Below are 21790 nucleotides of genomic sequence, written 5' to 3'. Positions count from 1 at the left end.
CCTTTTCATGCAATTTGCAGCGCCCGGTCAACACCGAAAAAGAACGGCCCCGCACCCTGCGGAGCCGTCCACTTAAAATTCTTCCGCCGCATGCCTGCCAAAGCAGCGGGCGTCGGGGATCTCCAGCCCCAAGGCCAGCCGCCGCACCATATCCAGCGCGTGCTGGCTGCTCATGCGCCGCACCCTGCTGCGCTCCGAATGCTCTACCGACAGGCGCTTCACCCACACCCGGTGCCCGGTGCTGACCGCCACATAAACGGTGCCCACCGGCTTGTCCGCCGTACCGCCGCCCGGCCCCGCGATCCCCGTGATGCCCACGCCGAAATCCGCCTTTGCCTCCCGCTGGATGCCAAAGGCCATCTCGGCTGCCGTCACCGAACTCACCGCGCCGTACTTTTTCAGCGTAGAGGGCTTGACGCCCAGAATGCGCCGTTTGATGGAGCTGGCATAGGTCACCGCGCCAAAATCGAACATCTCCGAGGCGCCGCCGACGCTGGTGATCCGCTGGGCCAGCAGGCCGCCCGTACAACTCTCGGCCGTGGCCAGCCGCTGCCGTTTGCCCACCAGCAGCGGCACCACGACGTTCTCCAGCCCCTCGGCGTCCTCGCTGTAGATCAGGTCGCCCAGCCGCTCGCGAAAGCGCGCTGTGAGCTGGTCGCGCAGCGCGGCGGCCTCCTTTTCATCTGCGCCGCGCGCGGTGACCCGCACCGCCACCTCGCAGTTTTTGGCATAAAGCGCCGCCGTGGGGTTTGCCCCCTCCAGCAGGTCGCCCACCATCTCCTCCAGGCTGGACTCGCCCGGCCCAAAGATGTGCAGCATGGTGGAGACAATCGCTCCGCCAGCCATCTCCATCAGCCTGCCCCGCACTGAGCGCTCGAACATGGTCCGCATCTCGTGGGGCACTCCCGGCATTAGGATGGCGGTGCAGCCCTCGTCCCGGAACAAAACGCCCGGCGCCGTGCCGCAGGTATTTTCGATCTTTTCGCCCCGTTTGGGCACCATGGCCTGTTTTTCATTGTTGTGCGGCATACCGCCCCGGCACTCGAAATACATCCGGATCTTGTCCAGCTCGCCCTCGTCCAGCACCAGCTCGTCGTGAAAGACCCGGGCCACGGTCTCTTTGGTCAGGTCGTCCCCCGTGGGGCCGAGCCCGCCGGTGAACAGCAGCAGGTCGCTGCGCCCCTTGGCGTCCTCCACCAGCTGGGCCAGACGGTCGGGGTTATCCCCGATCACGCTTTCCCGGTGTACGGTGATCCCCAGCGCCGCCAGCTCTTTGGAAAGATACTGGGCGTTGGTGTTTAAAATATCGCCGAGCAGCAGCTCGGTCCCCACTGAGATCAATTCCGCTTTCATGGCCGCTCCTTTGCCGTCTGCTGCGGCCCGCCGCCGCAGAAAGGCTTTCTTTTTACGATCTTTGGCCCAGGCGAGCCACGTGAGCGGGCTGCCCGCGCGCCTCTCCTGTCCTTTTTGTAGTCATCCAGCAATAAATTCCAGAACGTTTTATTCGATGTGCAGCTTTTCCGCCCCGGCTGCGGCAGTCTCCTCCAGCGCGGCCAGCTCCGGCATCGCCGCCTCAGCTGCCAGGATCTCCTCCAGGCTGGGGCGCGTTTTGGGATGCGGCGGCGTGAAAATGGTGCAGCAGTCCTCAAAGGGCTGGATGCTGATGTCATAGGTATCGATGCGCCGCGCGATGTCTGTGATCTCACTTTTGTCCATGCCAATCAGCGGGCGCAGTACCGGCAGCTCCTGGGCCGCATCGGTGCAGACGATGGCTTTCAGGGTCTGGCTGGCCACCTGGGCCAGGCTCTCGCCGGTGATGAGCGCGTCTGCGCCATAACGGATGCTCAGCTTTTCCGCCACCCGCATCATGCTGCGGCGCATCAGTACCGTGAACAGCACCGGCACCCCGTGGTCGCGGATATACACCTGAGGCTCGGTGAACGGCACCACAAATAGCTTGAACGGCCCTGTCCAGGGCATCAGCTTGTAGGCCAGGTCCACCACTTTCTGCCTGGCCCGCTCGCTGGTATAGGGCGGGCTGGCAAAATGGATGCCCTGAATGGTCAGACCGCGCTTGGCCATCATCCAGGCCGCCGCCGGCGAATCGATGCCGCCGGAGAGCAGCACGCTGGCCTTGCCGGAGGTCGAGGTAGGCATGCCGCCCGCGCCCTTTACCTTGTCCGGATGCACATAGGCCGCATAATCGCGGATCTCCACAAAGACCTGACAGTCCGGGTGATGAACATCCACCGTCAGGTGCGGAAAAGCGTCCAGCAGCACCGCTCCCAGCTCGCAGGCCAGCTCCATCGAGGTCATGGGGAAAGTCTTGTCGCTGCGGCGGGCCACCACCTTAAAGGTCTTGGCCCCCTGCAGGGTTTCGGCCAGATACTCTTTGGCCACAGCGCAGATCTCGTCGAAATTTTTGCCGCAGACCGCTGCGCGGGAAAGCGCGGCGATGCCGAATACTTTCTGCATGCGCGCGTAGGCCTCGTCCATATCCGCGCTCTCGTCCTCCGGCTCCACATAAATGGTGCTTTGGGCGTCGTAGACCTTAAAGCGCCCCAGATCGGTCAGACGCCTGCGGATGGTCTTCATCGCGGCGACCTCAAAGGTCTTGCGGTTGAGGCCCTTGAGGGCCATCTCGCCCTGGTAGGCCATGATCAGTTCTCTCATAGTCGTCTTCCTTTTATTTTTCTTGTATTTTAGCAGCCTCTTCCGGGATGCGAAAGTGGAGTGGAAAGCGCGTCCGGGATAAAACTTCCGGCAAGCGCCGCGCAGGCCTGAGACCCGCCTTTGGCGGTCCCCCAAAGAAAAGAAGCCCCTGCGCCCTATCGCTGGGCAGCGGCCGCCCCTCTCTCCGCCTTTGGCCCCGTCCGCCTTTTGTCGAAACAGCTCTGTACAAAGGTCCAGAGGCTCCCGTACCCGCCAAAAAGGAGCGGCCGCAGCTGATGGCTCAAAAGCGGCCCGCTTTTTCCTGTTCGGGGTTTAACTGCCTTACGCGCGCTTTTGCCGCCCGTCAGGGAGGACCGGCAAGGCAGTCTCCTGCCTTGTGCGATATCCCCTGGCCGGCAGGAGGGCGGCTCTTCGCGTTTTGAACGGCAGCGCCCCCCCTGAAAAACGCGCTTTCCATCAGCCGGCTTCAAGAAACCGTTTCGCGGAGGCAGACGTGGCCGGAACTGCGTTTCTCTGCCCGCCCGCACAGACAGGCCTTGCGGCGGTCTCAATGCGCCCCATTGCTTTTGAAAAACGGCGCAAAATGTGCCGCTGTGTTCTGCATATCTGCCGCCCGCGTGAAAATCAGCTCATCCTACCCGCCGCGGGCAGCTCATCTTCTCCGCCGCAAAATGGGAGCCCGCTTTTATCGCCGCTGCAGCGCCCTCAGGCCCTCCTCCAGGCCGTTCAGCAAAGCGCGGACATCCTCCTCTGTGGAAGTGTCGCAGAAGCTCACCCGCAGCGCCCCGTCGATGCGGGCCGCCGGCAGCCGCATCGCCGTCAGCGTGTGACTGGCCGCCCCTTTCGAGCAAGCCGAGCCGCTGGAGACATAGATCTCCTTGCTCTCGAGAAAATGCAGCATCGTCTCGCTGCGCACGCCGGGAATGGAAAAATTGAGCACATAGGGCGAGGCGTCCGCCGGAGAGTTGACGGTGATGTCCCCCCGTTTTGCCAGTTCCTCCCGCAGCAGCTCGTTCAGCTTTTTCGCCCCTGCCAGCCGGGCGGGAATGCTCCTGCCATATTTCTCCGCTGCCGCCCCCAGCGTGACGATGTAGGGCACATTTTCAGTGCCAGGGCGCAGGCCGCGCTCCTGCCCCCCGCCGCCAAAGACCGGCCCGATGCGGTAATTCCTGCGCAGATAGAGCGCGCCGACGCCTTTGGGACAATGCATTTTGTGGCCGGAGAGCGCAAAGCTGTCGATCTCGCCGCCGGACAGCTGCAGGGGGTGCTTGCACCAACCCTGCACCCCGTCCACATGGATAGAGGCGCGGCCGTTTTTGGCGCGGACCTTTTTTGCCAGTGCCACCGGGTCCAGCAGGGTGCCGATCTCGTTGTTGACGAACATAAAGGCCACAAGGCCGGTCTGCTCGTCCACCGCCTCCAGAAAAGCCGCCTCATCGATATGTCCCCCTGCATCCGGCGGAATGGCGCGGATCTCCCAGCCCTGTGCCGCCAGCAGTTCCAGCGTGCGGTAGACCGCCGGGTGCTCGAAGCCGGTGACCACGATGTTTTTTGCCCAGTTTTTGGTGCGTTCCGCAGCCCCCTGCAGGGCGATATTGTCGCTCTCCGTCCCACAGGCGGTGAAAGTGATCTCAGCCCCCGTCACCCCCAGTGTCGCCGCCACCTGGGCGCGGGCGTGATCGACCGCCCGCTCGGCCACCATGCCGGGCTTGTAAAGAGAAGAGGGGTTGCCGAAGATCTCCAGCATCGTGTCGTAACAGAGTTTTGCAAGTTCAGGGTCCACCACTGTGGTGGCCGCGTTATCCAGGTAGTGCATATAAAACGCCTCCGGCTGCCCGGGAGGGACCGGGCAGATCATGGGGAGCGGGACGGCTTGTTCCGCCGTGCACCGTGCTCACAGTTTTTAAGGCAGCGCCCTGCCTTTTCGAAAAAAGGAGCGCGCCACAAATGCAGCGGCTCCAGCGGCGTTTTCCGCGCCGGGCGCAAAGCGCGGACCGCCGCCTTGACCAAATAATTATACAACAACCGGGCCGGGTGCGCAACTCACCCTTGCGCGCCCGGCCCGGAATGTTTAAAATGAAAAAAGGTCAAAAATTTATATTTCCCGCCGCGGACCGCCGGCTGACCGGACACGATCTTTTCTGTTCTGCCGGGCCGCTTTTTTTCACCGTGCACGGCACGGCTGCTGCGGGATTTCCCTCTGGCGGGAAAACCGGGAGGGATACAAGCTGGAAAGCAAAACGGGGCGCTGTCTGCACTGCCTGCAGAGCTGTAAAAAAATGTGCGCCCGGAGAGGAGAACCGCATGGGAATCGGAATGAGAAGTGTTCACTGGGTGGAGGTGCTGCGGCTGATCCCCACCAAAGATCATCTGGACCGGGAAAAGCTGGACGCCGTGCTGCGCTGGTTTGACCCTGAGGACCTGAGCAACCTGCAGCCGCTCAAGGTCGCCAGTGATGAACAGCTGAACCTGTATCTGCTGGACGGCCACTGCCGCGCCTGGGCCTTGTGGGCGACAGGGGTGGAGCTGGCGCCGGTGATCGTTAACGACAACTTTTTACCCCAAAAAGAATTTTTCCATAGTGCCGCGGTCTCATCGCTGTCAATCCAATGAGTTTTTTGCCGGTGCCTCGTGAAGTGCAATATATTGGGTGAGCTCTGTAATCTGCCGATCCATCTTGGAGAGCTTGATGGTGGTGGTGAATTGCTTGAGGATCAAAATAAAAATGACTCCCAGATAAAGCAAATTTGCTGGAGATTGAACCCCGATTAAATCGGCAGCCCAACTGACAAGTCCAGGGAATGCCCCAACACGACGAGCAAAACACTGAACAGGCTCCAAGAAATTGCATATTCGATTTGCAGACGATTCTTACGAATTTTGTAGAGAAAATAGAGCATTGTGAGGACCGCGCCCGTAAAAAGCAACATCAACAGCATCCCACTCATTCAGTGCACCTCCATTCCTTTTTAAACTTTGCGCCGCCTCGAAACCACTGAACGACTATAATCGAAATTGCCATGCGCAACATATAGCCGATACTGCGGGTGAAATTGAGATAACTGGTTCCTGCAATGCGCTCCTGCATCTCCACCTGTACCTCTGTTACTTTCGCGCCGCGCCGCATCAAATAGCAAATGGTGTCTGGTTCCGGTGCGTGGTTGATTTGAGTTGCAAACTCCTCTATCATCCGCCGGTTGTACAGCCGCATCCCGCTGGTAGGATCAGCAAGCCTTTTTCCTGTGGTTAAGCGAATGGCAAAAGCGATCAGATGACTGCCGATCATCCGCAAGGTGAACGGCTTTTTCTTTTCCACAAATCTGCTGCCAACCACAATATCATATCCTTCGGCAAGCTTGTCCAGCATCGGTTGAATATACTGCGGCAGATGTTGACCGTCGGCATCAAATTGAAGCGCAACATCATATTCATTTTTTAGTGCATATTTCATGCCGGTCTGGAACGCGCCTGCAAGGCCGAGATTGATTGGCTGATTAATAAAATTGAATCCACGCTCCCTGCAGATCTGCACGGTGTGATCACTGCTGCCGTCATTGACGATCACATAATCAAACTGAGGATAGTCCCGTATCAGAGTCGAAACAACGGAGACAATGCTCTCCTCCTCGTTGTAGGCGGGGATAATAATCAGAATTCTTTTATCCACACTTCAAACTCCTTTTTTCTATTTCTCTACAGAATAAAATGTTTTCGCAGCAGTTGCAATCGGGATAAACTGTGTCGCTGAGAGCAGCATCATCAGAATCACATAACTTGCGGACGCATACAGCACTCCATTTCGCCTTACCATCATATAAGGGATAACCAGTGCGATCCCGGCGGTGATCAGGTATCCTACCATAACCGCTCTTTGCCGACGCATAATCGTCAGGACCTGTGTTAACATGCTGGCAAACGCGCTGAACCCTCCCCCCAGCATGATCAGAACCAATGCGCCTTTATAGCTTGAGAGATCCAGCGCCGATAACAGCGAAAGGATTGGTATTCCCAGCAAATATGCTCCCAGCATTCCGAATAGGGTAACCCCCAGCAGCCCTAACGCTACCTTTGTGATCGCACCAAAAAAATAGTGAAACTTTTTCTCCTGCCAGTTCTTCGTAAGTTCATTGATCATCGGCTTGAAAATGTAAGTCGAAAATAGTGCGATAACCTGTGCAGGCAAATACAAAATCGCATAACAGGCCTGCTCCTGCTCCGCTCTAAGTGCGTCAATGGCATATTTGGGAGAGTTAACAATGTACATTAAAAGGAACATAGAAATAAAAAGTGGGAAACAAGTCTGCAGTAACTGGAGCACATTACCCGGCATAGTGCGTTCTCTCCCCGCGCATTTTTTCCTCTCGTTAGGGAAAGTGTAAACAGCTACACACAGGCTCGTTGCAACTAGCATGGCGCAAGAAGATACAATCAGATTTCCAGTTATGATCAGCGAAGCAAAAAAAACTGTGGAATAGCAAAAGGTACGCAGCGCAAGGCTTTTCCCAGCAATCGAAAGATGATACTGCTGATGCATCCTTCCTTCCAGCACGTCCGCAAATGCTTCCACCATCCGACAGGCAGACACTAAAAGAACCACAATACTTTTTTCCCATTCATATCGTGAAAATAGGCACCACAGGACACTGCTGAGCATCATCAATGCGCAGGTCAGCACTCTGTTCCAAAAATAATCGCCAAAGGAAAATCGCTGTTGAGCATCCGAGACCTGATAGGTCCTGATGCCATAATTACCAAGCATCATCAGCATCTGCGCCGTCGAAAAGGCAATCGAAAACACCCCTCCGTTTTCTGCGCCCGCAATTCGGGTCACCCCCAGCACCATAACCGCCGAGGCAATCGCACTGGCCGTACTGCCCGCCATATTCCAGACCACGTCCTGTCTGGTTACATGATGCTCCGTCTCCATCGCCCTCTCTCCCCTCGGCACATCCGCCGGTATCTGGCTAAGATTTCTTCATATAGATCTTTACTGCCAAATTATAGATCCCCAGCTTCCTGCAAAGCGGCACAATAATATGGAAGATCATCTTTCTTGTGATGCTGAGACGACCATAACTCCTTTGAAGACCCGCCCATTTTTCCCGCTCAAAGCAGGACCAAAATTTCTCCCGCTGCGCGGGGCATTTTGTTGGCATTTCCAAATTCTGCTGCATTACCTCTGCAAGCGGAACGCTCAGCAGCTGCGCCTCCTGCTGCAGCCCCGCCACCTGCTTTTCCCCCTTTTCAGTATTAACCAGCAGACTGGAGACTCCCTCTTCACAGAAGAAATCTGGATGCTGCCGCTTCAAATCGGCATAATCCCCGATCGTAAAATCCCCCTGACGCTTTAAACTGGAATACGGGCAACTGTAACAGGAGGGCCGCATCATACAAAGGCTGCTGTAAATGTTGTAAAACGCATACTCCTTTTTTGCCCTTTCAGTGATGTCCCCCGAAGCTGTCACCAACTTGAGCAGATGGACGCTTACCCCCTCGTCCTTCGCCCGAAAGGAGACCTCCTTGAGCGGCCCATATTTTTCGCTGACCGACTGCAGCATCGCCTTCCAGACAGCCGGGCTCGCCGCGCCGTGACAGACCAGATCAACAAAAAGGCAGTTCTCTACCGGGACCTTTCTACACCCCAGATAACTGCGCATCGCGGCGACCTGACAGGGGGTACCGCTGAACAGGACCTTTTTCAAGTCGCGCAGGTCCTGCTCTACCGCGCGATAAAGCGCGGGATCCAGCCTGCTCTGCGGATATTTGGACCCCTGCATCGCCGAGCGGGACGCCGCGTCCTGCGCACGCAGGTGGCACACGGAAAAATCCTGGTCAAAGGCCGCGCCATAGACCGCTCCCCCCGCGCTGAGCGCCCACAGGTCTGAAAGCGCGGTGAACATTCCACCGGATGAGGAGCGACAGAGCACCGTGCCGTCCCTGTGCTTTGCTGCATAGGCGGCGGGATAGTGTTCTGCAAGGGGATGTTCCTTTCCAACCGGGCACACCTTTTGGCACAGCCCGCAGGACACGCAGCGGACGGGATCAATGAATGGGTATAAAAATCCCTCCTCGTCTGCGGAAAAGGAGATCGCCCCGCGCGTGCAGATCGCGCCACACGCACCGCAGCCAAAACAGTATGCCTTGGGCTGAAGTTCCATTATATCGCCTCTCCTTCCAACGCGCTACGCAGGAATTCCAAAGACGCCTGTCGGTCCTCCTGATACAGCGGCTCTACCAATCTGTAATCAATGGGGCAGTCAAAGGCCAACTGCCCTTCTCCGATCCTTCGGTCCTGCAGATGGTACCTATCAAGCAGGTTTGTAATCCGGGAGCCCAGTGCGGACAGATTCAGGGAGATCTCGGTATAAAAATCCTTTTGAAAGCCGATCGAGAATGCCGTCCCATGGAAGCTGTTGGTCACCACATACCGCGCGTGCCACATCAAATAGACCCACTGCGCGGGTGAAATGGTGGGGTAATACCTTCCCTTCAGCGGAGTTCCCTCGGGGAATGGGACAAAAACCAGCCGCAGGCCAGTATCCCGGCTGAGCTTTTTTGCGCACTGGAGCAGTGTTTTGGAAAAGCCGAGCTGGTACACCATGATATAGGGCTTGTCCGACCCGACCGGCTGCATAACCCGCTCCCAGTCCTCACGGTCCAGCAGTTGCGTGGGGTCAACCACTACCTGCGCGCGGCGCCCGGTCAGCTCCTCGGCCAGCCGCGCCCCTTCGGGCTCGCGGATGCCAAGGTAGAAAAAGCTGCCCAGCGCCTGCGCATAGCGCTGCTCCAGGTCGGCGGGCAGTTTGCTCAGCCCAAAGCTCGCGGCATAGCTACTCTTTTTGCGCGCATCCGTGACAAAGGTCTGAAGGTAAACATCCAGATTTCCGGCGATGTTGTAGTTCCACACCTGATCGCTGCCGGACAAAAACAGATCATATCGACGGTTCAGCGCATCCAGTTGGTCCATCTCTACCCAATCGCTGTAATGGTAGTGCTCCCTGCGAAATCGCTCAAAGGCAGGCTGGGACGCAGACTTCACGACTTTTGCCCCCGTCTTAACGACAAGATCTGTCACTCGCGCGCTCAGGCTGCGGGGCGCCGCCGGCGGGACCGACAGTTTTTCCCCCCGCAGCCGGATAATCTCACATTCCGCCCCCAGCTTTTCCACGCTTTTCTGCAGCGCATATGCCTGAAGGCAGGTGCCATAATTGTTTGCAGCATGAAAAGTCAAGATTCCAACTTTCACTTTTTTCCTCCCGGCAACACCAATTTTCCACTGAAATGTTCCTCACAGATCCTTTTTGCAAAAATAGATTTTCGCGTGATTCAGTCTCTGGCATCTGCGTTTTTGACCAATGCAGAATCACGCATCTATACCCTGATTCCTGCAATCGTGAACACATAAGCAGGTATCATGTAGCAGTCGATCACCACAGTACCTGCTACATATAAAAAACCGTTTTCTTTATTTTGGTCACCCTATCCCCGTCCAGCGCGCCGGTGCAGGTATTATAGGACTATACTAATTTAAGACCCTCCAGCACTTAATCTCGTTGTAGATCTTCCGCGACCTGTTGCTTGTCCCCAGTAAAGTATCAGCTTCGCTGAATATCTTCTGAATATAGGGCATGTCGTTATGGATATATTCCATCTCATCCACAAATTTTTTTACGCGATGTCCACAAAACCATAGTCCGCTTATGCCTTCAGTCCGCTTATGCCTTCCGAACAGGAACAGAAATTATAACGGAATGAATGCCGGGGGTGGCTGATGGTCTATACCAGCAGTTTTTAGGCAAGCACATAGTGGTAGTGGTAGTCGTTGACGTTGAGGAATTTCTCCTAAATCTTGGATGCCATCGGCCACTTATCCAGTTCCTCTGCCCAACGGTAGTCTGTCTGGTGCACGATTTCGCACCCGCTCCATGATAAATAATGCCTCACACGGCGGAAAGGTCATCTCAACTTTTCGTGATTTCATCTGGCGGAAAGCCATATTTCCGCTGGACCATCACACAGATGACAGGACAATCTCTCATAGCCTGATCTGAGATGACGGTAGCATAGGTACCTCCAATAAGAATCTTAACCTTGGGATTTAGTCATCTAATTGCGTTCAACATTTCTTAGCTATAGCCAAGCGTTGAAGTGGTTAGCTTGCCCTTAGCCCACTCCAACAAAAAATCCTCCATCAACAACACCATCTGCTCGGTAATCACCTTTTAGGTAATACTAAGTGCCGCTTTGGGTCTTTTCCAGCTCCCGGCCCTAATTGATTTCAAATTTCCCCAAAAATTCATGAATAATATCTTCATACTGTTTAAGCCCTCCTTTTTTAATTACCATATTACCCTTAAAAAAATGTCGAGAATGCAATAGCTGTGTAGTACCAAGTTGCTGTACAGGACCACATCTCTTTCTGGCTGCCTGGCAAAAGCTCCTGCTCCTATTAAAAACAGAATAGGAAATAGAGGTATCATATATCGTCCCTGCATCCCCATAATGTAATAAGAACCAACTGTTGTCCAAGTAAGGGCTGCTGCATACCCCAAACCTGCGACACAAATCCATAAAAAAGCATACAATAATTTTTGCTTCCTTGTGACTATCAGAGACTGCTGCCTCGGAATAGAAAAAAGTGCCAACAAGATAAAACCCACAACGATGGTGTTTTCTATATTTACATATTGAAGTCCCCCCACACCCATAAAAACTAAATTTAAAGCCTGATTTATCATTGTGGAAAGTGTGAGCCTTATCATTTCGAAAGGATGAGTTACAAGATCACTCATTGAATAAGCGAGATTCCCCCATGGCCCGAAAGTATTGCCGGAAGAAACGCTTCTCGTGAGTACTGCTGTGTTCATGTAAATTCCCACAAATATACTTATGGCAGTTTCCGTGCAAATAAAAAACCATCGATGCCTTTTCTTTTTCCATTTTTCCTTCGGTACAGCAAAAAGCAGCAACGAAAGGGGAATATAAATAATTTTACAGGGTGCAAGAATTATGCCTAAACAAAAAGTGAGCATTAGTTGCCAAACTGTTATCGTTGAAGTTCGAGCATCATATATAAACTTTAATAAAAGTGCCACATAAATCAGTGAAACTGCATTAATAAAGGAATCATATGAGAACGAACCCGCTGATCGAACTGCCATCGGAAAAAGGGCGATAACGGTGAATAATTCGGGAAAAGGAGACAGTCTGATTGCAATATAACCGCAAGCTACATAAAACACAAGTGCCATAAATTGTGCTAAATACAATGTTGGCGTCTGTCCAAGATGCAATAATCTTGCCAACAGAATTCCGCATATCTGCGGAATGTACTCAATTGTAAAACCCACTGTTTTTTCAATGGTCATGTCTATAGTTCCAGATTTTTCCCCGTCCAGCGCAGTGTCAAATAAGTAGGCGTAGTGTCCCGCTGTAGGTTTTAGTCCCGTGTATACCTCTTGCTGTTCTGATACTCTAATTTTAATATTTTGCATTTCAGACGGATGATCCCATTTTCCATTTTCCCAAGCTGTTGCCCTTGCGATTGTAGAGGTGATATGAATATTTTCATCATTCACAGCATAAGATGGGTAAACCAACATATATAGCACGCCCAAACCTAAAGCCAAAACAACAAAAATCTGTTGTAATGGCCTTTTTTTACAAATAACCCAATAACCTATTAGGAGCAAAATATCCACACCACTACATATAATCACAAAAAAAGCAATAATATTTTTAGGTTTTCCATAGAGATCCAATTTTAAATAATCTTCTCTCTGTTCGCCTGAATAAAGTAATTTGTCTTCTATCTCACCAGCATTTTCTTTTGTCGTCCAAAGCAAATAATGCCTTTCTAGCTTGTCGGTCTCTAACACTGAAATTTTAACACGATATTTTTGTTCTGCAATAGAATAAGTCTGAGAAAACTGGATTGATAAATTAAAATTTCCTTTAGTAACTCCCAAAGGTGTTTTTACTTTTTCTAGTTCTTCCCCTGTAGTGTCATCATAAAGTATAGTCTGAAGAATCGCAGAGTCTTCCTCACCACCAAAACTCCCTGCTAACACAGCGATTCCTGTTAATGGCTCTTCACAATAGAAACCCTGCTCCAAATAACTATCCTCGCTATCAAGCAACAGTCCCTCAGAAAAGTTTAAAGTTTTCTTTAACGCCGTAGCCTCTGTCGACTTTGGCAAAACCACTGCAAAAAAATTGAACCCTTGAATTAGCAGCGTAAAAACAATAATTCCGCTAAACAAATAGATTTTTTTCTTTTTTAATCTTTTTATCAGCATATTCTTTCCCTATATAAAAGAAGAAGCTTTCTTTGAAAATTTAAAAAGTAAATTGCAGCCGACACTTTTTTGGCAAAACACTAAATGAAATCCTACGGCTTCAAATATAGAAACAAATTGTTCAATGGTATAATAGTTTTTCCACGCTAAACTCATACGTTCATTAATATCCCACTTATACTCTAACGCGCAGTAAGAAACGATAGCCTCTTTATTGGCATTCTCATAAAGTTTCAAGACAAACTCCGACATATTTTCTATATATTCTAAGACTCCACTGCAAAACACAGTGTCTGCCATTTTTGTGGGAAACTGATGCTTATTAAAATCGCATACTAATGTTTCTTCGCTACGCTTTACATAATCAACAGGAATATACTTTATTTCAGGCGCTAAATATTCTCTTAATTTCATTTCTCCGCACCCTAAATCCATAACGCTTTTGGCTTGAGGGTCAATTAGAGAGGATAAGTGTTTGGTCCTCACGTCAAACAATGTATGAAAGTATTCTCGATCTTTCCATTGATCGTAAAGATAGGGGAGTGCCCCCCCCAAAATCAAGACCTTCCATGAGCCCCATCTTGGTCAGCTGGTCAGCTAACTCTGCATAATTGTCCTTTTCAGCAACATAAATATACATCTCTCTTTTTTTAAAATCTTTGTATATTTTTGTGGCAGGATATACCTTTTTTCCCTCTAACTCTATATCATCTAAACAGTTCGATAATACATACTCTATCTCTACAGGCACATGCGCGATAACAGCCGCTATATTTTGTGGACTATCTCCAAAAACAATATATTCTTTTCTATGAAAAGTATCACAGTCGCTCTTTACTTTATTGTTCCACTTCAATGTCTTTATCTTTCCTTTCTATTCATTTTTTGAATGAGTTCTATATACTGTTCTACCATATGTTCCGTACTATATACAGATGCGTTCTGAGCGACAGTTTGAGCTTTTTTATTGTACTCATCTAAATTTTCTGTCATATCAATAAAAGCCTTCACCAAAGCATCCGTATTTAAATTTCGTTTACAACCAGCAATATTCAATACATCTTCCTGTGTTAAGTCTACAATATTCGGATATGCTGGCGGAACTACAATACAAGCCGCTACATCTTTAATGTCTCCAGCGTTACCTACATCCGTAAGGATCATCGGCTTGGCACAATAAAGCGCCTCTAAAACTGCGTTACTGCATCCCTCCTGCAGGGTAGGTAAAGTAAAAATATCTACAACTTCTCGTAAAAAGCGCCCCATATATTTGTGGTCAAAATAAGGGATAATTTTAATGCTATTTTTAGCTGAAGAACTTTTCAAAATGTGCTCAAATTCCTTATAATAATTGATATCCCCTTTGTTTCCCACCAACAAAAGTTTTATCTCCGGATAATCTTTCTGTAAAGCTTCCATTACCCCAATGAGTCCAATTTGATGTTTGACATGGTGAAAAGAGGCAATTTCCGCTACAATCACATCACTTTTTTTGAAGCCCAAACTCTGTCGTGTAACTGGCAATATCCCAGACTTACTATCTAATTCATGAAAATCCACTCCATTCAAAATCGTATGAATGTTGTTACGAGGAGCTTGAGTACGCGTGAGATAGTATTGTTCAACGAAACTGGATACTGGCACAATCTTATGTGCAGCAGTTAATTTATAACTATACGCACGAATTTCAGGCAAACTCATCCACGTGTATACATTGTGCATAGTATAAATGACCTTAAAGCCCATTTTCCTGGCACCCATTAACATATAAGTGTTATAGTGATAGTGCAAAGTATCAATACTTTTTTCCCAACAAAAGCGAATAAACTCATCCTCTTTTTCATCAAAAATATAAATATCTCGCAAATCTAAAAGTTTTTCCGCCATTTGCCCTATATTTCTAGACTGTGAAAGAATATACGCATTCCAACCATTTTTCTTGTATCCCAGATACAAATTTAAAACGACCTGTTCTAATCCACCTTTGTCAAAACTATTCACTACCAATGCCACATTTTTATGTCCTTGCTTTTGATGCAAAAAAAATCTAAAACGAAAACGGAACATCCAATAAATTTTAAATAATGTATGAACCACTCTGACACCTCCCGTAATTCTCTTTTATATCAAAGAATCTTTTACTGCTGATTTCCCTGCTAAATAGGTATCCACTAATTTTTGAAGGACTTGATAATTGGAGGCTGCCATATTTCTGCGTTGCTCCTCCGTAGGCAACTGATGATTTACAAAATCGCGATAATCTACATAATGCATTCCCAACGTTACAAAATCACCTATCTTTGTGGTGTCTAACACAGGCACTATTCCAAATTGAAGATATTCAATCAGTTTTGTCGGACATGCGACATTATTAACCACTATATCATCCCGTAGAACAAAGCCATAATGGCATTCTTTATATTCCTCCATTACCTCCGCCGGCGGCTTACATGAGACTTCCATAGCATGAGGTTTCTTTCTTTGCCCCCACTGTTTTTCAAATTCATCCGGTAATGGGACAAATATTTTATATCTGCAATCGTCTCCCATTTCTTCAATGGCATCCTGCATTTGCCCAATTTTTTGCCACTTTTGTAAACCGCCCGCATAAACTACCAGGGGGACTTGCGCTTCTTTAAGGCGTTTGTCTTCTGCATAATTCACCTTACATAAAAGATCTTGATTGAAAATCGGCATTACTTGTACTTGGCCCCTCAACTGTGTTTTATATTTTTCCTCCAAATGATGTTTCATGGCCTGATTTACAGTAATTGCAAGAGTGGCATACTGCGCTAAAAATTCTTCTGCTTCTCCTGCGATTTGCGCACCATAGTAGTCACCATATAAGGCAAATTCTTCGGGGACCGAGCCGTGTACATCCCATACTATCTTTACGAAAGGTTTTTTCAAAATCTTTCTCGCTTTGTCAGGTACTACATCTTTCATTATCTGAAGAACGCTATGCACATAGACTTTTCTATAGTTTTTGATTAGTTTTTTCATAAATTCCGCTTGAAGAGGGTCAGATAAATTCAATTTTAATTCCGCATGACACTTATCTACAACATTAAATTGAGGAGCTGCGCCGATATCATGAATATCAAAATATATTTTGTAATAGTTCGTAAGAACTTCCTCATCGACCGCTTTTACTCGCTGTTCATAGCCATCTGTGATATTTTTTTCATTGAAAATAGGTGCAAATACACAAATACATTTCTTCTTGCTTTCCCAAACTGCTTCCGTAATTTGATGTTGTATTGTTTTCAGAAGAATTTTAAGATTTTTTTTGTTTCTTCTTTCTATTCGATGTGGATTTGTCCTCCAAAAGGAAGGGGAAAGACGCCGAAATAACTTTCGGAAAATCTGTCGCACATTTTCTTTAAAAGGAAGCTCTTCTTTCAACTGCGCGTTTAGACGATTGATCTCTCCCTGTTGCATCGCTATGATCTGTTCTGAATTTTGATAACGTGATTCTATTTGAATCATATTGCCAAATATTTTTTTTATTTCCTCTTCACTCTTCCTAAGAACATCCATTGCCCACAACTCATTAGGCGGATATTTAACCAAGAATTGTACATCCTGAAAAAAAGATTCTAATAAAAGCGGTCTCCGATCTTCCCATAAAATGCCCCATTTATCCTCAAATTTCTTTTTGTTTTCTTGCGAGATCCGTATCCGACTGTTCATGGCAAGATTAGAAAATGAGCCGGATCCCCAGTGATGAATATAACAATCTCTTCTAATCCAAATTCGGAAATTAGCATTGTAAACTCTCTTGCAGTAATCGTCATCTTCAAAGGAACCGGGGAAAAACTGCTCATCCAGCATTCCAACAGTTTCTATAACTTCTCTTGTGAAAACCGTAGCAAAAAAAGTAATAAGTTTACTTTGGTTGCAACAATCTTGATAGGCCAATCTACGTTTTCGGGCAAATTGGTTCACCACAGGAAAAGCATTTTCATCTTTACTCGGGATCACATCTATGCCGATAGTCTGTTCATTTCCTGCAGCATTCGTGACAGGCCCTACCACATCACAAGGCTTTTGCAGCAGGATATCCAGCCAATAATCTGTAAGAATTACGTCAGAATTCAAAAGACAGATATGAGTAATTTCTTTTTTTTCTAGAAAATATTGTATACCAATATTGTTCCCTCCAGAAAAACCTTTGTTTTCTTTCGCATCTATAAATACCCCCTTTTGCGAACTATTTTGGATAATGTCGCAAAAATATTCTTCCGCTTGGTTCCTGTCTTTTAAGCTGGAACCGTTTTCCACTACACAAACTTCCCAAGGAGTGTCGTTTTTTGCCCTTACCAAAGAATTTAAAGTCAATTTCAAAAAGTCACTACTATTATAATTTAATATAATGATGCCTGTAGTTAGCATATTTTTCCCCTTCATTTTTGATATTATTTATTTTCGCTTCAGAAATCTTCGAACAGTCAGTGCTATCTGTACCAAGCGACTAGACAGTAGACTTTCTATCTGCTGTTGAAGTGCCTCCGCACGTTGTTGTATCTCTTTATTTTGTTTTATCTGCACATCCACTTGCATCTTTAGGTGTGTGCACTCTCTTATCTTATCTTCTAAACACGTCTCCACTTGATTTCGTAAACTTATTTCTTTTTGAAGTCGTCCTTCACAATCTCTAATCTGTGCCTGTAATGCTGCGGAATATTTTCCCAATTCAGTTATATCGTAATCTCTTTTTTCCTGCTGTTCTGCAATTTGAATTTTGATTTTTTCAATCCTCTCTGCACTCTGATTTGCTATTTTCTCCAGTAAAAGCTTTTGCCATTCTTTTTTTTGAACTTCCGTGTAAGAAAACTTAGGCATTTCACTTCTTAAAGTATTTTCAAGGAAAAATTTTATTTCTTTTTCTATATTGTTTCTAGCCATTAAAAACCCATTTCGATTTTCTGGAGGAGTACGCAAATCAAAATTGACCTTATTTTCTAGAAATTCCTGAGTAGTACAGTGATAAAGCCATTGCAAAAAAGTGCTATAACGAGTAGAATCATCTTTTGAGGAGTCATAGAGCAATAAAACTGGAACTCCCATAGCCAGACAAGGTAATGCACAATGTAATCGCGTTGTAACCACACAGCGAGCATTTTGGTAGCAGTCTAAAAGCTGTTCCACCACTTGTTGTCTTTTGTTCCATTCAGGAGGTCTTTCCATATTGCAATAATCCACCCAATGGGTTATTTGTTTCACCTCAATATTACTTTGCCTAAGTTTGGCTTTCATAGCGGAATGTACACTTTCTGTGACGTCCACCGCACATATATAGCTCCCTGCATCTGCTCTAAGAGGTCGTCTTGGCAACGTTAATGTTAGACATCCGGAAATATATGCTCTAATATCTCTCTTTTTTAACTCCTGGTAAGTAGCTTCATCTCTACAACCAATCGGAGCAAACGTTCTCAAATAATCTCCCCCGATTCCATCCAAAAAATGATATCCTATATCCCACTGATCATTAGGGGTAAAATGTATTCCTATGCAAAGGGGAAATATATTTGGATTTGGGGGCCAACGGTATTTTTTGTGTAAAAACCATCCATTAAAAATAGCGACGACTTTCTCTTCATCAGGCAAGAAAAAACTATCTAAATGCTCTCTTTCTAAAAGACAATCTATATGAGGAAGAAATCTTGAGGCCGCATAAGTTTGAATATCATCACCGATATTATCAGTTTTTTCATACCAAATTACCCCATATTTTCTCATAAGCTTCCCTCCGTATTGAAACAAAGTAATTATAACATATTACCTTCTGATCTACAAAGATGGACTTTGTGATTTTTTACTTAAGTTTTTTCTTTCTCAAAAAATATTTTTATTTTCATGAATACCATCATATTTTATTTTTACAAAAGTCCCCCTGATGTAGGAAGCAACTACATCAGGGGGATAAACTTCATGTTCGGTTTTGCTGGAACTATTTATAAGTTAATATTAGTCTAAACGCTTTGCTGTTTAAGATTTGTCCCTGGATAATAATGAGTCAGTACCCATCTCCAGCTATTCTCTCGGGCAATATAAGCTGCTGCACCATATTGACTCATCCCTACACAGTGTCCATTCCCATAACTAGTAAATGTCCATGTTCCATCTCCATTATAACTCCAGTTTTTCGCATTAGTCCCTAGATTCGCACTGTAAAGTCCCCAACAATCTTCATAAAATTTTCCTCCTGCAATAGTTACACCACATACGATTGCACTAGTAATATTTCCATAACTATCTTTTCTTATATCTGTAATCCATTTTCCCATTTCATTAGCATATTGGCTAAACACAGTATTACCCACCATTTTAATAATATTATTACGCATAGTTGATGTATTGATGGTATTAACTTTGGGATAATAATTTGGTGCCCATATATTATCATATTGGCTAACTACTGGTACCAAATAGGAGTAATTTCCCCAACCCATATTAGCAGCAGAATTAGTATAGCTACCAGCACAACTGCCATAAGCTGTGTTTGCTACTGAACCATTATACAATATCTCATAGCGAACCACCTGGTTTGTTCCCTGCAGCACTTCACTGGTGGGAAGTGATAAACCGACTGAGGGTACACTACCACGTCCTAGATGAAACTCAAGATAACTGCGCGCCGCTACAGCCTGTGCTTTATAAAGTTCCTGCCTATCTAAACCGGTCAGGCCCAAGCCGTTCCCGACTTCGTTTTGCACGATCTGGGCAACGATGCTGCGCATACTCCCCTGTATATTCTTCCCGACATTTTGATCGTAAACAGTAATTGTCCTGTTCAACCGGCCGTAATCCACATAGCTGATATTGGTATCTACATTACCATTAATTCCAGAAATTATACTTTCATGACTATTCTGCCAAATAGATGCTCCTACCCAAGGATTTTCAGAAGCGCTGGTATGCGCTACCCAAAAGTCATATCCTTCGTCAATCAAATCTTGCGTATTGATATAATTTTGAGCCGCTGAATAATAGGTATAAAATCCTGACAAATAACCATGAGCTTGCAACAAATTCATTCCTGTCCGTAAGATATCTGTTCTTTGTTCTTTATTGTTTGTATTCTCCCAAATTAGTTTATCCTCATAATCAATATAAACGGGATAAGTAATTTGTTCTTTCCAGTTATTCAGTGTGGATAGCGCATAGTTCACTTCATAGGCAATCTCACTCGTGTTAAACGCATAACTATATAAATATGCCCCTACCTGTAAGCCCACATTTAAAGCATTTTGCATGTTTGTCTCAAACATAGAATCAATCATATAGTCCCCACCAGCGCTATTCCATCCTAGGACACGAATAATAGCAAATTGTACTCCAGATTCTTTCACTTTTTGCCAGTCTATCTTCCCTTGATGAGAAGAAACATCAATGCCTAAAAGTCCATTCACAATAGTGTTTTCAAGATTTCCGGTGCTCATATTAAAAAAATATTCTATTCCTTTATATGTATTCCAGCCCTTTAACATTCCTTGTTCACGAGTATAACAAACTCTTCTTCCGTCTGGCAGAGTTGTAAGGCCTTCTGCAAGACGCCGAGTAGTCGGGTCAAAATAATACCACGTACTCTGCCCACTTGTGTTTTTTAAACTATTTATTTCTCCTTTATAGCCATCACCTGTATTCAAATCAAAATAATACCAGTAACCGTCTGGTTGCTGCCAACCCTTTAACATTCCCTCACGCAGTGTATAATACGCTTTCCGATTGCCTGGAATAGGGGACAACCCCAATGCCATCGTTCCATTACCCCAAAAATAGTACCATCTGCTTCCATTCCCAAACAAATTTAACTGCGCTTCACCTTTTACCGCGCTACCTTTTGAAGGGTCAAAATAGTAATAAGTATCCCAGCCTTCTGCACTTTTCAATGTGACAAGACCTTTGTTCATTCCTTTTTCACGAGTATAATATACTTGTCTTCCATCTGGCAGAGTTGTAAGGCCTTCTGCAAGACGCCGAGTAGTCGGGTCAAAATAATACCACGTACTCTGCCCACTTGTGTTTTTTAAACTATTTATTTCTCCTTTATAGCCATCACCTGTATTCAAATCAAAATAATACCAGTAACCGTCTGGTTGCTGCCAACCCTTTAACATTCCCTCATCTTTATCATAATATACTGTTCGGTCTCCAAGTTTCGTCCACCCTAAAGCTAAAATTCCATCGTTAAGAGGATCAAAATAGTACCATTTCTTACCCGTCCCAAATAAATCTGCATACATTTCTCCCTGATACAAGTCTCCAGATTCATTTATAAATACATAGCCTCTCTCTGTTACATTCAGGCCTGGGACCAAATTTTCCACTTCGTCTGGGAGACCATTCGTCAGTTTTTCTTCTTCGACAACATCTTTGTTCTCATCACCGCCCGGATTTTCTCCTCCTCCTGCGATGTTTCCGTTCTCATCACCGCCCGGATTTTCTTCTCCTCCTGCGATGTTTCCGTTCTCATCACCACCCGGATTTTCTTCTCCTCCTGCGATGTTTCCGTTCTCATCACCGCCCGGATTTTCTTCTCCTCCTGCGATGTTTCCGTTCTCATCACCGCCCGGATTTTCTTCTCCTCCTGCGATGTTTCCGTTCTCATCACCGCCCGAATTTTCTTCTCCTCCTACGATGTTTCCGTTCTCATCATTTACCAAATTATATTTCTGAAAAACATCTATATTTACTACTGGATTGGTTACGCTTTGTTCTTTATCTTTTTCAACAGATACGCTATCTGCATAAACAATGGGCATAATCAGCCCTATTGTTAAGGTCATTATCACGAGCGCAATCAACTTTTTCAT

The 21790-nt window shown here is 47.0% G+C and carries 15 protein-coding genes and 1 pseudogene; 1 reads left to right on the top strand and 15 read right to left on the bottom strand.

The genetic code is table 11. The annotated features are described in order from the left end of the window. Positions 1–72: 72 nt before the first annotated feature. From H8S23_RS07885 to H8S23_RS07875, 3 genes are all read right to left on the bottom strand, one after another. Complete coding sequence (locus tag H8S23_RS07885; protein WP_186887783.1) at positions 73–1353, bottom strand: competence/damage-inducible protein A; 1281 nt, start codon at positions 1351–1353, stop codon at positions 73–75. A gap of 147 nt (positions 1354–1500) precedes the next feature. Beyond that, positions 1501–2673: a tRNA uracil 4-sulfurtransferase ThiI gene (gene thiI, locus H8S23_RS07880; protein WP_186887782.1), complete on the bottom strand. Its 1173-nt coding sequence runs from the start codon at positions 2671–2673 to the stop codon at positions 1501–1503. Between the two features lie 685 nt (positions 2674–3358). Continuing rightward, positions 3359–4489 carry a cysteine desulfurase family protein gene (locus tag H8S23_RS07875; protein ID WP_186887781.1) on the bottom strand — a complete coding sequence of 377 codons (1131 nt, stop codon included), beginning with the start codon at positions 4487–4489 and terminating at the stop codon, positions 3359–3361. Between the two features lie 488 nt (positions 4490–4977). Here H8S23_RS07875 and H8S23_RS07870 point away from each other — a divergent pair, with 488 nt between their 5' ends. Continuing rightward, on the top strand, positions 4978–5286 hold the full coding sequence (locus tag H8S23_RS07870) for a hypothetical protein (protein ID WP_186887780.1): 309 nt from the start codon (positions 4978–4980) through the stop codon (positions 5284–5286). On the opposite strand, the pseudogene H8S23_RS14250 reads toward H8S23_RS07870, so the two are convergent. The 12 genes and pseudogenes from H8S23_RS14250 to H8S23_RS07805 form a co-directional block, all read right to left on the bottom strand. Then, positions 5275–5573 (bottom strand): annotated as a pseudogene (locus H8S23_RS14250) (DUF2304 domain-containing protein). The gene H8S23_RS07870 and the pseudogene H8S23_RS14250 sit on opposite strands and share 12 nt — an antisense overlap. Before the next feature lie 44 nt (positions 5574–5617). Further along, positions 5618–6340, bottom strand: a complete 723-nt coding sequence (locus tag H8S23_RS07855; RefSeq protein WP_186887777.1) for a glycosyltransferase — start codon at positions 6338–6340, stop codon at positions 5618–5620. An 18-nt stretch (positions 6341–6358) separates the two neighbouring features. Beyond that, on the bottom strand, positions 6359–7600 hold the full coding sequence (locus H8S23_RS07850; protein WP_186887776.1) for a lipopolysaccharide biosynthesis protein: 1242 nt from the start codon (positions 7598–7600) through the stop codon (positions 6359–6361). Between the two features lie 37 nt (positions 7601–7637). Continuing rightward, a complete protein-coding gene (locus H8S23_RS07845) occupies positions 7638–8831 on the bottom strand; it encodes a Coenzyme F420 hydrogenase/dehydrogenase, beta subunit C-terminal domain (RefSeq protein ID WP_186887775.1) in 1194 nt (397 codons plus the stop codon). Next, positions 8831–9919 carry a polysaccharide pyruvyl transferase family protein gene (locus H8S23_RS07840; RefSeq protein WP_186887774.1) on the bottom strand — a complete coding sequence of 363 codons (1089 nt, stop codon included), beginning with the start codon at positions 9917–9919 and terminating at the stop codon, positions 8831–8833. Before H8S23_RS07840 ends, H8S23_RS07845 begins: the two co-directional genes overlap by 1 nt. A 1093-nt stretch (positions 9920–11012) precedes the next feature. Continuing rightward, positions 11013–12971, bottom strand: a complete 1959-nt coding sequence (locus tag H8S23_RS07835) for a DUF2142 domain-containing protein (RefSeq protein ID WP_186887773.1) — start codon at positions 12969–12971, stop codon at positions 11013–11015. Between the two features lie 9 nt (positions 12972–12980). Next, entirely contained in the window at positions 12981–13406 is a 426-nt protein-coding gene (locus H8S23_RS07830) for a methyltransferase domain-containing protein (protein ID WP_479771386.1), read from the bottom strand. A gap of 52 nt (positions 13407–13458) precedes the next feature. Continuing rightward, positions 13459–13827, bottom strand: coding sequence for a YcgL domain-containing protein (locus H8S23_RS07825; protein ID WP_186887771.1), 369 nt, complete (start codon positions 13825–13827; stop codon positions 13459–13461). Between the two features lie 5 nt (positions 13828–13832). After that, a complete protein-coding gene (locus H8S23_RS07820; RefSeq protein WP_186887770.1) occupies positions 13833–15068 on the bottom strand; it encodes a glycosyltransferase in 1236 nt (411 codons plus the stop codon). A gap of 24 nt (positions 15069–15092) precedes the next feature. Then, positions 15093–17366 (bottom strand): glycosyltransferase, encoded by a 2274-nt coding sequence (locus H8S23_RS07815; protein WP_186887769.1) that lies wholly within the window; start codon positions 17364–17366, stop codon positions 15093–15095. Between the two features lie 27 nt (positions 17367–17393). Then, positions 17394–18713, bottom strand: coding sequence for a polysaccharide pyruvyl transferase family protein (locus H8S23_RS07810; protein WP_186887768.1), 1320 nt, complete (start codon positions 18711–18713; stop codon positions 17394–17396). 233 nt (positions 18714–18946) lie between these two features. After that, the gene (locus tag H8S23_RS07805; protein WP_186887767.1) at positions 18947–21790 is read right to left on the bottom strand and encodes a GH25 family lysozyme; all 2844 of its coding nucleotides are present in this window, start codon (positions 21788–21790) and stop codon (positions 18947–18949) included.

Origin of the sequence: Anaerofilum hominis (genome assembly GCF_014287275.1) — a bacterium.
Taxonomy (GTDB): domain Bacteria; phylum Bacillota; class Clostridia; order Oscillospirales; family Ruminococcaceae; genus Pygmaiobacter; species Pygmaiobacter hominis.
The sequence above is the reverse complement of the archived record's forward strand: the minus strand, read 5'-3'. Positions and strand labels throughout refer to the sequence as shown.